Annotated in this window: 16 protein-coding genes; 7 read left to right on the top strand and 9 right to left on the bottom strand. The window is 42.1% G+C overall.

Translation table 11 applies throughout. The features are described 5' to 3' along the window. The first annotated feature begins 2 nt into the window (after window positions 1–2). On the top strand, window positions 3–626 hold the full coding sequence (gene arsH / locus V6C71_17575; protein HEY9770273.1) for an arsenical resistance protein ArsH: 624 nt from the start codon (window positions 3–5) through the stop codon (window positions 624–626). Between the two features lie 11 nt (window positions 627–637). Next, on the top strand, window positions 638–1,033 hold the full coding sequence (gene arsC, locus V6C71_17570) for an arsenate reductase, glutathione/glutaredoxin type (GenBank protein HEY9770272.1): 396 nt from the start codon (window positions 638–640) through the stop codon (window positions 1,031–1,033). Window positions 1,034–1,147: 114 nt separating this feature from the next. Here the strand turns inward: arsC and V6C71_17565 are convergent, their stop codons facing one another. Continuing rightward, the gene (locus V6C71_17565; GenBank protein HEY9770271.1) at window positions 1,148–1,333 is read right to left on the bottom strand and encodes a hypothetical protein; all 186 of its coding nucleotides are present in this window, start codon (window positions 1,331–1,333) and stop codon (window positions 1,148–1,150) included. 83 nt (window positions 1,334–1,416) lie between these two features. Between V6C71_17565 and V6C71_17560 the strand changes: the two genes are divergently transcribed. From V6C71_17560 to V6C71_17550, 3 genes are all read left to right on the top strand, one after another. Beyond that, window positions 1,417–1,689: a thioredoxin family protein gene (locus V6C71_17560; GenBank protein HEY9770270.1), complete on the top strand. Its 273-nt coding sequence runs from the start codon at window positions 1,417–1,419 to the stop codon at window positions 1,687–1,689. Next, window positions 1,689–2,153 (top strand): MerR family DNA-binding protein, encoded by a 465-nt coding sequence (locus V6C71_17555; protein HEY9770269.1) that lies wholly within the window; start codon window positions 1,689–1,691, stop codon window positions 2,151–2,153. Before V6C71_17560 ends, V6C71_17555 begins: the two co-directional genes overlap by 1 nt. A 314-nt stretch (window positions 2,154–2,467) precedes the next feature. Next, window positions 2,468–2,932, top strand: coding sequence for a dual specificity protein phosphatase family protein (locus tag V6C71_17550; protein HEY9770268.1), 465 nt, complete (start codon window positions 2,468–2,470; stop codon window positions 2,930–2,932). Between the two features lie 181 nt (window positions 2,933–3,113). Here V6C71_17550 and V6C71_17545 read toward each other — a convergent pair whose 3' ends face one another. From V6C71_17545 to V6C71_17530, 4 genes are all read right to left on the bottom strand, one after another. Beyond that, window positions 3,114–3,878: a peroxiredoxin-like family protein gene (locus tag V6C71_17545; protein ID HEY9770267.1), complete on the bottom strand. Its 765-nt coding sequence runs from the start codon at window positions 3,876–3,878 to the stop codon at window positions 3,114–3,116. A 558-nt stretch (window positions 3,879–4,436) separates the two neighbouring features. Beyond that, on the bottom strand, window positions 4,437–4,634 hold the full coding sequence (locus V6C71_17540) for a hypothetical protein (GenBank protein HEY9770266.1): 198 nt from the start codon (window positions 4,632–4,634) through the stop codon (window positions 4,437–4,439). Window positions 4,635–4,936: 302 nt separating this feature from the next. Further along, complete coding sequence (locus V6C71_17535; GenBank protein HEY9770265.1) at window positions 4,937–6,067, bottom strand: aldo/keto reductase; 1,131 nt, start codon at window positions 6,065–6,067, stop codon at window positions 4,937–4,939. A 31-nt stretch (window positions 6,068–6,098) separates the two neighbouring features. Then, window positions 6,099–6,599, bottom strand: coding sequence for a bifunctional nuclease family protein (locus V6C71_17530; GenBank protein ID HEY9770264.1), 501 nt, complete (start codon window positions 6,597–6,599; stop codon window positions 6,099–6,101). 248 nt (window positions 6,600–6,847) lie between these two features. Here V6C71_17530 and V6C71_17525 point away from each other — a divergent pair, with 248 nt between their 5' ends. Both V6C71_17525 and V6C71_17520 read left to right on the top strand, forming a co-directional pair. Then, window positions 6,848–7,537 (top strand): riboflavin synthase, encoded by a 690-nt coding sequence (locus V6C71_17525; GenBank protein ID HEY9770263.1) that lies wholly within the window; start codon window positions 6,848–6,850, stop codon window positions 7,535–7,537. A 151-nt stretch (window positions 7,538–7,688) separates the two neighbouring features. Then, on the top strand, window positions 7,689–9,713 hold the full coding sequence (locus V6C71_17520; GenBank protein ID HEY9770262.1) for an NAD(P)H-quinone oxidoreductase subunit 5: 2,025 nt from the start codon (window positions 7,689–7,691) through the stop codon (window positions 9,711–9,713). A gap of 80 nt (window positions 9,714–9,793) precedes the next feature. Here V6C71_17520 and V6C71_17515 read toward each other — a convergent pair whose 3' ends face one another. The 4 genes from V6C71_17515 to V6C71_17500 form a co-directional block, all read right to left on the bottom strand. After that, on the bottom strand, window positions 9,794–10,765 hold the full coding sequence (locus tag V6C71_17515) for a 2-oxoglutarate and iron-dependent oxygenase domain-containing protein (protein HEY9770261.1): 972 nt from the start codon (window positions 10,763–10,765) through the stop codon (window positions 9,794–9,796). Window positions 10,766–10,801: 36 nt separating this feature from the next. After that, window positions 10,802–12,751 (bottom strand): S-layer family protein, encoded by a 1,950-nt coding sequence (locus V6C71_17510; protein HEY9770260.1) that lies wholly within the window; start codon window positions 12,749–12,751, stop codon window positions 10,802–10,804. Further along, complete coding sequence (locus tag V6C71_17505) at window positions 12,684–13,706, bottom strand: hypothetical protein (protein HEY9770259.1); 1,023 nt, start codon at window positions 13,704–13,706, stop codon at window positions 12,684–12,686. The genes V6C71_17510 and V6C71_17505 overlap by 68 nt, the downstream gene beginning before the upstream one ends. Before the next feature lie 78 nt (window positions 13,707–13,784). Further along, window positions 13,785–14,495, bottom strand: a complete 711-nt coding sequence (locus tag V6C71_17500; protein ID HEY9770258.1) for a filamentous hemagglutinin N-terminal domain-containing protein — start codon at window positions 14,493–14,495, stop codon at window positions 13,785–13,787. Window positions 14,496–14,802: the final 307 nt, after the last annotated feature.

The following is a 14,802-nucleotide window of genomic DNA, read 5'->3' as shown; positions in this document are numbered from 1 at the left end:
CCATGACCAATTTCGACCATCCACCGAGAATTCTATTTTTATATGGCTCTTTAAGAGAGCGTTCTTATAGTCGTCTCGTAGCAGAAGAAGCAGCCCGAATTATTACCGATATGGGGGCAGAAGTTAAATTCTTTCATCCCCAAGAACTACCACTACGAGGACAGGTAGCAGAAACCCATCCCAAAGTGCAAGAGTTGAGAGACTTGAGCCTATGGTCCGAAGGTCAGGTGTGGTCTTCTCCCGAGATGCACGGCAATGTTACGGGTATTCTCAAAAATCAGATCGACTGGATACCTCTAACTATTGGCTCGGTACGTCCAACTCAGGGCAAAACTTTAGCAGTGATGCAGGTTAGCGGTGGTTCGCAGTCGTTTAATGCCGTTAATACTCTGCGGATATTAGGACGGTGGATGCGGATGTTTACTATTCCCAATCAATCCTCGGTAGCTAAAGCCTATCAAGAGTTCCATGAAGACGGCACGATGAAAGATTCTGCTTACCGAGACAGGGTAGTAGACGTGATGGAGGAATTATATAAATTTACCTTACTACTACGAGATCGGGTAGATTATTTGACCGACCGTTACAGCGAGAGAAAAGCCCAAGAATTAACAGCCAATAAATAGTTTTAAAAACCATGAAAAAAGTTATGTTTGTCTGTCGTCGTAATTCCTGTCGTTCTCAAATGGCTGAAGGTTTCCCCAGAGCATTAGGAGAGGGCAAAATAGAAGTAACATCTTCTGGTTTAGAAGCCAGTCGAGTACACCCTACGGCTATTGAGGTGATGTCAGAAATTGGCATCGATATTAGTAAGCAAACCTCAGATCCTTTGAGTAATTTTAAGGCTGATGATTACGATGCCGTTATTTCCATGTGTGGCTGTGGTACTGGTTTACCTGCTGAATGGGTAACACAGTCAGTATTTGAAGATTGGGAATTAGATGACCCAGACAGACAGCCTATTGAAACGTTTCACCGTGTCAGAGATGAAATTAAAGAGCGAGTGGCTAGATTAATTGACCAATTTAGTTAGCGCCTCTGGAGAAAATGTATCTCGCTTAAGCTAGTTTTAATGAGGTTAATTTAAAGTTTTAATGACGGTGGTAAATTCAGCTTTAGATTTCAAATTGCTCGATCCAGTAGTTAGTCAAGCCAGAACGTTGGGTTTTATCTCGGTGCCAGGAATCAAACTACTGGCTAATTCTGTCCCAACGATCAGATCGGAATTGGAAATTAGAACAAATTGAAGATAGGTGGATTTTATCAGTTGGGGATGTCCCCCAGATTCGTCTTCATACTGAAGAGGCGATCGCTTTTTTGTCAAGTTGCTCACAGAAAAGTTAGGAATAAACCCTTGACATTATAGTTAGGTATAAAGTTTAGACTAATCTTGGAAGATTTAAACAGAGGTCTAAAATGTCCAAGAATTTAGTTGAAGTATTTACTGCTGGTTGTCCTCTATGTGATGAAACCGTCAAACTGGTCAGAGATTTAGCTTGCTCTAATTGTGAAGTGAAAATCTACGATTTGCGTGAGGAATATACCACTGATAATTGTCTTGAAAAAAAAGCGAACTATGGAATTCATCGAATTCCTGCTGTAGTTGTTAATGGTCAACTGGCTGAATGCTGTCAGAATCAAAAGCCTGTATCTCGTGAAATGCTGATAGCTGCTGGAATAGGGCAATAATGAGCCAAAAAGGATTTCTTATTGGCGAACTGAGTCACAAAATGAGGATTTCAACTCAAACAATTCGATATTACGAACGTTTAGGATTGTTAAATGAACCTGAGCGCAATACTGCACATTATCGTATTTATTCAGAAGAAGCCGAACAACGGTTGCAGTTTATTCAAAAAGCCAAACATTTTGGACTATCTCTTGAAGAAATTAAGAGTCTGATTGAGATTAGGGCTAAAGGCGTTGCTCCCTGTGCCAATCTAAAAGCTATGGTCGAGAAACATCTTAATGATTTAGAACAGCGAATTCAAGAAATGTTGGCATTTCGCCAAGAACTTTCCGAACGGTACGAGCAAATTGAAACCATAATACCCGATTCATCGGCTGTAGCTACAGAAATTTGTCAGGGTAAAATCTGCGGAATAATTGAACGGGATAACAAAAATAAAACCAAAAATAGCACTGATTACTAGCTTATTAGGAACTGCGATCGCTGCTCTTTGCTGTCTTACACCAGTATCGATCGTTCTATTTGGAGCAGTCAGTTTAAATGCATTGGTTAGTTATCTCAACTACGTTCTATTGCCAGCTTAGGGGTCATGATAGGGCTAACGATGCTTTCTTATTAGCGGTATCGTCATGACTGTAAACATTAGATGTGGATGTGATGTTAACAATCCTCAAGCTAGTTGCTGTTTAGTAAATATTTTTTCCTATCTTCAGCAAATTTCTTAAAAGATTTTTTCTTTTATCAAATAATGTAATGACTCTTGTGGAGAATATATCGATGTCAGTTTCAGTACCATATCCCGATTATGTTTGGTGGCTCGTACCAGAAAAACTAGCAGGGATGTCTCGACCTCCTTTAGAAGATTTACCCCAACTTTATCAAGCAGGAATGCGAGGTATTGTTTCGGTAATGGATGAACCTTCAGGAATTGAAGAATATAAAGAGGCTGGATTTCAAGTTCTTTGGCTACCCATTACAGGAGGTAAACCGCCGACTGTAGATCAGGTCAAGCAGTTTGTTCAATTTGCCGAGCTATTAATAGAAGATAATCAACCAGTAGTAGTTCACTGTACCAGTGGCAATCGCAGGACAGGAACGTTACTTGCTGCTTACTTGGTTGCTGAAGAAGAAGACCCAGAAAAAGCGATCGCACTGGTTCAACAAGCGCGTCCTACCGCCGAATTAAGAGATGCTCAAAAACAATTTCTATCTGAGCTGGCTAAATTGTTTGGCATTGCTTAATTGTAATGCTAAATAATTATTTTACTTATCTACTGAAAACATAAAACTACTTAAAAATTAAAAGCTAAGAGCCCTTTGGGTTCAGCACTTTTCTCAACGGGGGGAACCCCCGCAACGAAAGTGCTTCACTAAAAACAGTAGCATTTTGTACCTCATTACATGAATCAGCAACGCCAGTTGTTTAATATTCATTGATAAATGACAAGGGATTGCTCATGTTAGCAGCAAAACCGAGAATATGGCGATCGCGATGTTCATAAAGTAATTTCCCATCAGCATTAAATAAAAAAGTACCGCCACGCTGAGTTAGATAAGTCGCATCAGGAACATAAGTATTCCAGTTACTCAACACCTCCGTCATGTTTCGCAGTCTGAGGGTAGCAAGTTCAAATGGACGTTGAAAGTTTTCTCCGCCTGCCAGCTTAAATATCGAGCCTTTAAAATTTGGCAGGGGAGTATTTTTAATAATTTCTTCATTTTGAATCAACTGTGGCGCAGCGCGATCGCCTGTGTAACCCCGAAACACCTCAGATAGCGTTCCTGGACTACCAATACCCGCACACATCAGCATTAAATTCAAAAAAGCACTATATTTTGCAGATAAAAGCGGAATTTTGCTGGTTAATCCCTGATAAAGCCCTAATTGTCGATGAATCTCGGCGGTAGGATCGACAGACAAACACTCTGGGGGAAAACCCGTGTATTCACAGAATTTTAATCCCGAATTGCGATCGCCAATTCCCACAGCTTTAACCGCAATTTTTTTAGCTTCAAGTTTTGCTGACTCTCGTTTGAGCCACCACGCATATTCTAAATTATCAAAGTCTCCCAGCTGCGACCAAAGTAAAACTAAGGTTTTGCCAGTAAGATCTGCTAATATCGGCTTGACTTCACCGTCACTAACAAGCTGACGCTGGGTTTGATTAAGAATAGAGTATGTATCCATTTTTGACACTCGCCGTGTTAAAAACAACGGGGATTCTTGAGCTAATCACTGCACTTTCGACCTAAATCTAATCACGTCTTACACGATTATGTCCTATCCGAACGTACTAGAATATCACTTGCTATCTAGTTGTCCAATGCATGGATAGCTCTCCAAGCGTACTAGTATATTGCAACTAGAGTTTAGGTATGCCCTACCTTACGGGGATTACTCCCAATTACTGTTTACAACGCTATGTTGACTAATTCATTCGCCGACTTTAATCGGTTACTGTGCTGTTTAAAGAGTTATCGCTACCTCTTGTCTCTCTATTTTCCCCTCAAAAGTGCTAGCTTGTTTCATCTAGAATTTTCACTTCGGTGCGACGGCATCCCAACCTGAAGACAATTCTATTTTACAATGGCTCTAGCCATTAATATATAAAGATTTGAGGTCGAAAGTGTATCGATAAATATTTCATATGCCCTAAAGGACTCCTAAAGGACGCGCCTCCAGGCGCTAATCCTTTAGGGCTAGTCTATCACGGATAAGCTTCGAGACCGAAGGGCGGAGTGCGGTTTATCCGTGAATCATGCACGGGCAAATGTGACCGAAGGGCGGAGTGCGGTTTATCCGTGAATCATGCACGGGCTTTAGCATACCGCTTCGCATATAGCTCCGCGTGACGCGAACTTCTAATCCTTTAGGACTGCCAAATAAATTTGACTCAACAGCTTCTAAATCTGTTGCTTGCTTATATCCGTGGGCTAAAGCCACACGGCTTTACGCTCCACGCTTGGTAAAATATTGGACTGTCAATCTATATATCTTATAAGCTCTTAGCCCTTCGGGTTCGACAGTTTGCGACGCGGAGCTAAGGCGCGTTTTGGGTCAGAAGATTCTGTCCCAAAAACCGCCGCTAGTCCTTTAGGGCTCAATGGGGGGAACCCCCACAATATGCGGAGCGGTATGCTAAAGCATATGCGAAGCGGTATCCTTTAGGACTAGCTTCGCGTCGTCCTTTAGGACGCAACTGTCTCACTTTTAGCTTTTACACACTTGAATAAATATACTAATAATTACTCCGACCATAATCGGCGACGTTCTTTACCCTTAAGGCGTTGATGAGCATCTCGCAATAAAGCAGGAATTGCTAATTCTTCTGGACAGCGAGGTAAGCAGTCCCCACAGTCGCTACATTTATCGCCTTTTTTACCGGGAAACCAATGTCCTGCGTTTTCGAGCATTCCGTATCGGTACTGTCCATAATCCTGCATTTCGTAGGCAAGAGTTAGGTTGCGCAACCTAAGAATTTCGGGAATATTAATTTGTTCGGGACAGGGAAGACATCGATCGCATTGGCGACAAAGATCTGTAGCTAAACTATTTTCTAACTGTTTTTCTAATCTTTTAAATATTTCCTGTTCTTCGCTGCTCAAAGGATGAACTTTATCGGCTACCTGTAGGGGAGTAGTTAATTCTTCTGGATTGGCAGCACCGACACTAAGAGTAGTAATACGCGGATCGCTCAACAAAAAACGATAGTTTAATTCTAAGGGAGAAACAGGAGCGCATAATTCTTCTAGCTTGGCTGGAGGGGTGTATAGTTTGCCTCCTTTATCCGCAGGAGAAATAATCAAGATTCCCAGGTCTTTTTCTGCTGCTAGAGCGATCGCCGAATAGTTACGCTGAAAAAAATAATAATAGTGTAAATTAACAAATTCAAATAAATCCGTCTTAATGGCTGCCAAGATCAATTCCAGGCTGCCGTGAGTCGAAAAACCTAAATGCCTAATCTTTCCTTGTTCGATTGCAGTTTGGATCGCAGCCAGACATCCATTGGAGTTAGTTACCCATTCCAGATGTTCCCAGGTATTAATCCCATGGATTGCTAGACAGTCAAGATAATCTACTTGCAGTCGAGCCAAAGATTCATCAATCCATTTGCTCATTTGCTGCTTATTTGGAGTAGGAGATAGCTTAGTAGTGAGGTAAATTTGCGAACGTGGGATTGCCAAATCTTGTAATGCCTGTCCTATATAACGCTCACTCTGACCATAGCCTCTGGCAGTTTCCAAATGATCGATCCCTAGAGCGATCGCATCTTTGATAGTTTGACGACAGATTTGGGGAGAAGCCAAACAACGCATTGTCCCCAAAGAAAATACCGATAAATTGAGATTAGTTTTACCAAACCGCCTCTGACGCATTTATCTTACTCGCTATGCTAAATTAGCAATACTAATGCTGTTCCCTGTAGCCTCCCTTGTTAATTAGCTGATCAGGGCTGAGGCTAGAGATAAATTCTCTAAATGCTTCTCTTTCGGCAATATCAGCATCACGATCTACAGGAATTGAAGCATCAGCAACGACTTCTTCTAGTACCCAAATAGAACTTTCAGTACGTATAGCAACCGCAACTGCGTCACTAGGACGACAATCAATTTCTTTTTTGACTCCGTTTGAGTCAATACAAAGTACTGCATAAAAAATATCATCGATTAGAGAGTGAATAATAATTCGTTCTAGGGTAATATTGCAGTCATTAAAGATATTAACAATCAAATCGTGAGTTAGAGGACGAGATGGACGATGCCCTTCTAGGGCTTTAATAATAGCGTCAGCTTGGTCTTGACCAACAAAAATTGGTAAGGCTCTACGCTCTGAACTGTCCTTGAGTAAAATCATCGGACTGCGACTAGCAGCATTTAAGACAATGCCTGCAATTTTCATTTCAATCATTGATTTAACCTCTGAAGTAATTAGGCTTGAGATTATAAGAGCGATAGGTAGCAAAATTTAAACGTATCTACCCTTAAATAAATGTAAATATGTTTTTGGCATCTTTCAACCTCAAATATGGTTGAAAACTAGAACGAAGCTGTTCTAAATGTTACTGTTTAATCACAGTATGCCTCAGTTTTTCGCTGTTGCCTGTACTATTCAAGAAAAAATAACACTTAAATTACTCCAGTCAAAGAAATACGATCATGTTTACAGGTCTGGTACAGTCTTTGGGTTCAATTGAGAGCCATGGTCAAGATACCTTTGAAATATCGGTCATTAACCCCAATTACGCTGCAATTACGTCTGATTTGTCAATTGGTGATAGTGTAGCCGTTGATGGGGTGTGTTTAACGGTAGAAACAATTAAAGAGCGAGGTTTTATTGCCACTGCTTCTCCTGAAACTTTAGCCAGGACTACTTTGGGCGATCGCGAGCGTGCTGCTAAATATGTCAATTTAGAAACTTCTTTACGTATGGGAAGCAAAATTGGCGGACACTTTGTCACAGGACACATCGACGGGATCGGTTGCCTACTTGAAGCAGTATCTACTGCCACTTCCTGGTCAATTAGCTTTGGTATACCTGCGGGAATGGACGAACAGTGGCAATCAAAAATAGGTCGTTATTTGGTATCAAAAGGAAGTATTGCCGTTAACGGGATTAGCCTGACAGTCGCTGAATGCGCTCCTGATGGCAGTTGGTTTAGCGCAGCCGTAATTCCTCATTCCTATGCCGAAACTAATTTAAGCTATCTACAAACAGGAGATTTAGTTAATCTCGAAAGCGATATTTTAGGTAAATACGTCGATCGCCTAATTGCTCATCGTCTACCTAACGAATCCCAACCAGAAGCAATTAGCCTCTCGTTTTTAACCGAACACGGGTACAGCTAGTCAATTTTTTTTCTATTGCGATCGAGCTTAATAAATATACTTCTCAAGACAAAATATCCATCTCTAAATATATCCTTAAGGAATCGTATATGTAACAATAATTAACGTTAATCATCTCTTGTAGTTAAGCAATTTATATTTAGAGCTAAACATGGAACCGCTTTATCAATATGCTTGGCTAATTCCCGTGCTACCTTTACTAGGAGCAATGTTAGTAGGAATTGGCTTAATTTCTGTAAACAAGGCAACAAACAATTTACGTCAGATAATTGCCGTATTTATCGTGTCCATCATTGGTGCCACAATGGTGCTGTCATTTGCTCTTTTGTGGAGTCAAATTCACGGGCATGAAACTGTGACTCGCACAATTGAGTGGGCTTCGGCAGGAGATTTTCATCTTTCAATGGGCTACACTATCGATCATCTCAGTACAATGATGCTGGTGATTGTGACCACGGTAGCTTTTTTGGTGATGATTTATACCGATGGCTATATGGCACACGATCCTGGCTATGTCCGTTTTTATGCCTACTTAAGTATATTTAGCTCTTCGATGTTGGGGTTGGTAATTAGCCCTAATTTGGTACAGATCTATATTTTCTGGGAATTGGTAGGGATGTGTTCCTATCTCCTAATTGGTTTTTGGTACGATCGCCAAGCTGCTGCCGATGCCTGTCAAAAAGCATTTGTCGCGAACCGCGTCGGTGACTTTGGTCTACTTTTGGGGATGTTGGGGCTATATTGGGCAACTGGCAGTTTTGAATTTAGCGTGATGGGCGATCGCCTGGGAGAGCTTGTTTCTTCTGGGGCTATCAGCGCATTTTTAGCTACCTTATTTGCCATTCTGGTCTTTTTAGGGCCAGCAGCCAAATCGGCTCAATTTCCCCTCCATGTATGGCTACCAGACGCAATGGAAGGACCTACTCCAATTTCAGCCTTAATTCATGCTGCCACTATGGTAGCTGCGGGAGTATTCTTGATTGCGCGGATGTATCCCGTGTTTGAAAATGTACCTTTGGCAATGTCAGTTATTGCCTGGACTGGTGCTTTTACCGCTTTCCTCGGTGCGAGTATAGCCCTAACCCAAAATGATATTAAAAAGGGTCTAGCATACTCGACCGTTTCTCAACTGGGCTACATGGTAATGGCAATGGGTATTGGTTCATACAGTGCTGGTTTGTTCCATCTAACGACCCACGCTTATTTTAAAGCCATGCTGTTCCTCTGTTCTGGGTCAGTAATTCACGGCATGGAAGGGGTAGTAGGACATAACCCTCTAATAGCACAGGATATGCGTCTGATGGGTGGCTTGAGGAAGTATATGCCGATTACTGCTGGTGCTTTCTTTGTCGGTAATTTAGCAATCTGTGGGATACCTCCCTTTGCGGGTTTTTGGTCCAAAGACGAAATATTGGGACAGGCTATGGCAGCTAATCCCGCTCTCTGGTTTATTGGTTGGGCAACTGCTGGTTTAACCGCCTTTTATATGTTCCGTATGTACTTTATGACTTTCGAGGGTCAGTTTCGCGGGAACGATACAGCAGTTAAGCAACAGTTAATGAGTGAAGCAGGATTGGCTTTTGGTCCTGGTGCAATGGATGCTAAAGAAGGCAATCATGGTCACAGCGAATATCCTCATGAGTCTCCTTTAACTATGGCGCTACCTTTATTATTATTAGCCGTACCTTCGATTGGTATTGGTTTACTTGGTCGTCCTTGGGAAAATTACTTTGAAGAGTTTATTCATGCCCCAGGCGAAATTGTCGCTTCAGCGACTGAACACGCTTTTGATTGGAATGAATTTTTGATCATGGCTGGATTATCAGTAGCGATCGCCGTAACGGGAATAATTGTGGCAGCATTAATGTATCGTACTAAAACTATCAATCCTGGTGCGATCGCCAAAAAAGTTCCTACCCTATACCGTTTCTCTCTTAACAAGTGGTATTTCGATGACCTTTACGACAAAGTATTTGTCATGGGTATACGTCGTATCGCCAGACAAATCATGGAGGTAGATTACCGCGTCGTAGACGGTGCAGTTAACCTAACTGGTTTGGCTGCTGTCCTTAGTGGAGAAGGCTTAAAATACCTCGAAAATGGTCGAGCCCAATTCTATGCCCTAATTGTGTTTGGCGCAGTCTTGGGGTTTGTTTTAGTGTTTAGCGTGGCTTAATTAGCTATTAGCTATTAGCTATTAGCTTTTCAACGATCGCTCTTCTACTAAAGGGCGATCGTTTTTTGTGTCTTAACACTTTAATTAATTAAGCCAATTTCTCGTAGACGTTGGTTAAGAAATTCTCCTGCGGTAATGTCAGCAAACTGCTTGGGATGATGTTCATCAATGCAAGAAGATAAACAGCTAAGATTCATATCCGAGACTGGATGCAGAAAAAAAGGAATAGAGTATCGTGGCGTGTGAGCTAATTTCTCTGGTGGGTTGACTACCCGATGAATAGTTGATTTGAGTTTTTTATTGGTCAGTCTTTCCAGCATATCTCCTACGTTAACCACTATTTGTTCGCTCACAGCAGTAACCCGAATCCATTTCCCATCCTGACGTAAAATTTGTAACCCTTCGGCACTTGCACCCATCAGTAGAGTAATTAGGTTGATATCACCGTGGGCAGCAGCCCGTACTGCATCTGCTGGAATATCTTGGGGGTTGCTAATCGGAAAATAATGGATCGGGCGGAGGATGCTGTTGCCAAATTTTATCCGCTCGTCAAAATAAAACTCGTTTAAGTCTAAGTAAATTGCGATCGCTCTAAGTATTTCTACTCCTGCTGTTTCTAAAGTGCGGTAGGCTGTAACAGTGGCGGCTTCAAATTCGGGTATCTCTAACGGAAATATATTTTTGGGGTATCCCAGACGAGCTATGTCTGCGTCGGTTATTTCTTGTCCTATGTGGTAAAACTCTTTTAAGTCTCCTACACTACGCCCTTTGGCGTGTTCTTTACCTTTGGCGGTATAGCCTCTTTGTCCGCCAATGTTTTCTAATTCATAGGTTAGCTTGATTGCTTCAGGTAGAGCAAAAAACTGTTTGACTGAGCGATATAGGTTTTCTGTCATGCCATCAGACAAGCCATGATTTTTTACCGCCACAAAACCAATGTTCTCAAAGGCATCACCCAGAGTTTGCACAAAGTTATCTCTAAGCACAGAGTCATGGGAAGTAAAGTCCTTAAGGTCTACAGCAGGTACTTCACTATATAGAATGTCGCTCATGAGTTGTTCTTCGATTATTTTTAATCTCTATTTTATTTAAGGAAGACGAACGCGACAATCGACTGGATTTGAAACTGAATTATTAGGTACAGCACCAGCAGCTCGAGCAGTTAGAACTACAGTACCTTGAGCGTCTTTGTACCAGCTACGGGCGGGGGCTGGAAGGGTCGTTTGGCTAACCGAGGGCGATCGCTCTGCTTGGGCAGCAGAATCATCAAATTCGATGAGAGATTCGGCATTCAGTAGCTCTTGAGGGCGACGGGGTAAACCGCCTCTTCCTGTAATAGTAAGTTGACTAATATTAGCTCGTCTTTGGGAGGGACAAGCCACCGCTACTGATTCTTGTGGCTGAGTTAGCTTTTGAGGTATATCAAATGAATCTAAAGTATTCGGTTCTAAAGTTTCGATCTCAACCACTCCATCTACTCCCAACTGAGAACTAGCACTAATTTTACATTCACCGCAAACAAATAGGTTTTGAGCATTGATTTGAATATTGCCCCCCATGCCGATGAAAGCATCAGCAGTAATCTGACTAGCTTCAAGAGCCACAAGAATATTAGCATCAATGCTTATATTACCGCCGTTTCCCGTTCCTCCTGCCGTTGCCGTGGTAAAACTACCGCCTCGCCAAATAATATTGTCAGCATTAAGAAAAACGTTACCTCCACCACCAGATTGGGTAGCTGCGAAGATCGAGCTTTGACCATCTAGAAAAATAGACTCAGCATCTACCTGAAGGCTTCCTGCATTGCCCGTACCCGTAGAACCAATAGAAATTTCACCTCGATCGTCAAGCTTTAGTTTAGGAGTCGTAATTGTTAAATCGCCTCCATTTCCTCCTGTAGTTGTGGTTATGGGTTGCACTCCCACCGCAACATTGCTTCGCAAAACATCGTTGAATGATGCTCCTGATACGGTTACTGATTCGGCGGCGTTGATAGTTAAGTTGCCACTATTTCCCGATCCCAATGTAGAGCTAGTTATCTGTCCTCCTGCTAGAACCTCTAATCGATCGCTATTAATCGTAATATCACCACCCTGTCCAGCAAATACAGTACTAGCAGTGACAATAGAAGCATCTAACCTCAAAGATTCTGAAGCATTGAGAAAAATAGAGCCTGCTGCCCCATCTCCAACGGTTGCAGTCGCGATTAAACCACCTTCACTAATTTGCAAATTAGCGGTTTGAATATCAATTGTGCCAGCTGCACCATCACCTATAGTCGCAGCTAAAATACCTTCTTTAATTAAATCGACTTTGAGATTGGCTAAAGATTCAGGACTAAGAAAACTGGGGTCGAAAAATAATGCTTGAAGAAATTCAAAGCCCGAACCAATTACTTCTACAGAATCTCCGGCTATGATCTCAATGTTTCCTCCCGTTCCCGAACCAAATACCGAGGCATTAATCAGTCCGCGATCGAGTCGTAAGGTATTCGTGTTGATAGTAATACCTTCCCCTACGCCAAATATGGTAGAAGCAGACATATTCCCTTTGTTATCCAGCAAAATTGAATCAGCAGTGATATCTAAATTCCCAGCATCTCCACTGCCAAGACTTTGCACGTCAATGCTAGCTCCGTCTCGTACAGATAGTTCTGGAGTAGTAATCCTAATATTGCCTGAAGCACCAGTGGCTTCTACCCTAGGAAACTCTCTTCTACCAGAAGTTGCTAATAAACCGCCTCGATTTGTTCCTGCAACAGTAGTTATGCCAATTAACTCTACTGAATCAGTAGCGTTGATCTTTAACTGTCCTCCTCTTCCCGATCCTACTGTTGCCGAAGCCAAGTCTGCTCCATCTCGGATAGTTAACCTGCCAGTCGAGATAGTCAGATCGCCAGCATCTGACGCGCTATAGGTAGACGTGCCAATGCCACTAGTAAAGGCTGGGTTTGAGGGAACTCCTGCTGCTTCAATACTTTCGATTTGCCTGAATATTAATGCTTCCTCCCTTGCCTCCAGCGCCAATGATCGTGCCATTTGACAGTACCGATCCACTATTGCTGACAATCAACCCATTGTTCATCTTGAGCTGATTGGTCTCAATATTGATATTTCCTGCAGTTCCCGAACCAAAACTGCTGTTAGCGTAAATGCCTTTTACCAACAAGGCTTCGGGCGGCGTGTTTGATAGTTCTATTGACTCAGTAGCAGTGAGGTTGATATCTCCAGCGGCAGCATCACCAAAAGTAATGTTCAATATCATTCCGCCATCTTGGATTTTAAAGCGTTGGGTTTCTAGGTTAATGTCTCCAGCAGCAGATTCTAGATTACCTCTCGTTCCTATCTGTATGGCCGAAGCGTTAATGTTAATTTCAGGAGCAGCGATATTAAGATCACCTCTGCCTGCGGTAAATACAGGACTAAAAATAACCGCCCCGTTGTTGAGATTTAGCGAACTAGCATCAATAGTTAAATTGCCTGAAGTCCCTGCTGCAACCGTGCCAGTAAAAATGCCCGTAGTGCGATCGCTTGGTAATAATGTTCCTATAAAACCAGCACTTTGAAAATCTTGTTGAAATTCGCTAAATCCCGTACCAATAATATTTATGTTCCCAGCCAAAATATTGATATTTCCGCCATCTCCGGCACCAAAAGTCATGGTGCTGATAAAAGAGCGATCGCCGATATTCAAGGTATCTGTCTCGATGTTGACTGCTCCACCAGCACCACTAGCGCCAGGACTTACTTCACTCTTAATTTGCGAGCCTGATGTTACGTCGTTTGCTGTAGTTCCCTGAAGCGATAAGGATTCGCTTGCACCAATGGTAATATCTGCCCCTAAACTATTTGCCAAAGTTGGAGCTGATATTTGCGATCGCTCTAAAGTAATCTGACTCCCCTTTACCTGTATTCCCCCATCTGGATTGGCCACCGAGTTCGGATTAAGCAAAGACGATCCTGCCAACAGTTGAAGCTCGGCAAACTGCGTCACCCCTTCGTATCCTAATTGCCAACCCGCAGCTAAATTACTAATATTTACTTGTCCTTGGGCAATGCTGCCAAGATCGATTCATCCTGATTCGGCTGTTACTACGCCACCGTTAAAAGTAATTCCGTTTGCGACTAAGGCAAAAGTATTGCCAGAAGTTACGCTTAAATTTGCCTCAGCGTTATTTCCACCTGATACTTGGATTGCTTGAGAATTTTGACCCATTTGTAGGCCAATAGGTGCGCTGATGGTTAGAAAAGGTTCGCTGATATCAGCATTAAAAACAGTACCGTCTTCAAAGATTACGCTAGCTGCGGGACTACCTAAAAATGAGCCGCCGATATCTAAACTGGCATTGTCACCAAAGTTAATTCCGCTAGGATTAATCAGAATTAAATTTGCATTACCATTAGCTCTAATCAAACCGTCAAGATTGGAAATATTATTGCCCGTGACTCGACCGATAATGTTACTTATTTCTGAAGCATTATTGAAAAAAGCGCTATTGCCTGTCTGGACGGAAAAGTCTTGAAAACTATGAAATAAATTGCTGCCTGCTTCTGTTCCTCCAGTAATTTCGGCGACGTTATCAGTAGTATTGACTTCTGTACCTGAAGTGCCGTCAGGGGTAATCTGCGCCGCGAGAGGACTGCTAAATAGACACCAGCCTGTTAAACTACCCCATAATTTGAGTGAATTATAGTGCGATCGCTTTTTGATTTGGCGATCGCGATCGGCTATTGCTAAAGATGTTATTGTAACCTGAGTATTATTGCCCCAAAATCTAGCCATTTCTTACCCTATTTATGCGATGCCAAAATAGTTTTCTTGCCTCAACTATCTTGTGGTAATTATACAGACCTAGAAGCGATCGAAGACTGATGTTGATAAATTAGCCACAATAAAATCTCAAAGTTTCATGTTAAGCAAGTAGCTACAAAATCACACTAAGCGATCGCATTACAAATGCAGCTAAAAAGACGATAAAGGGATATGGTGAGTAGCCATATCCCTTTAAATAAAATTGCTTTAAAGCTATATAACAATCTGTTTTATAGCAAGTGAACTATAGATTAGGACGTTAGTTATAAAACGAGCT

The sequence above is a fragment of the Coleofasciculaceae cyanobacterium genome (assembly GCA_036703275.1).
Taxonomy (GTDB): Bacteria; Cyanobacteriota; Cyanobacteriia; order Cyanobacteriales; family Xenococcaceae; genus Waterburya.
Note: the sequence above shows the minus strand (reverse complement) of the source record. Positions and strands in the feature narration are given on the sequence as shown.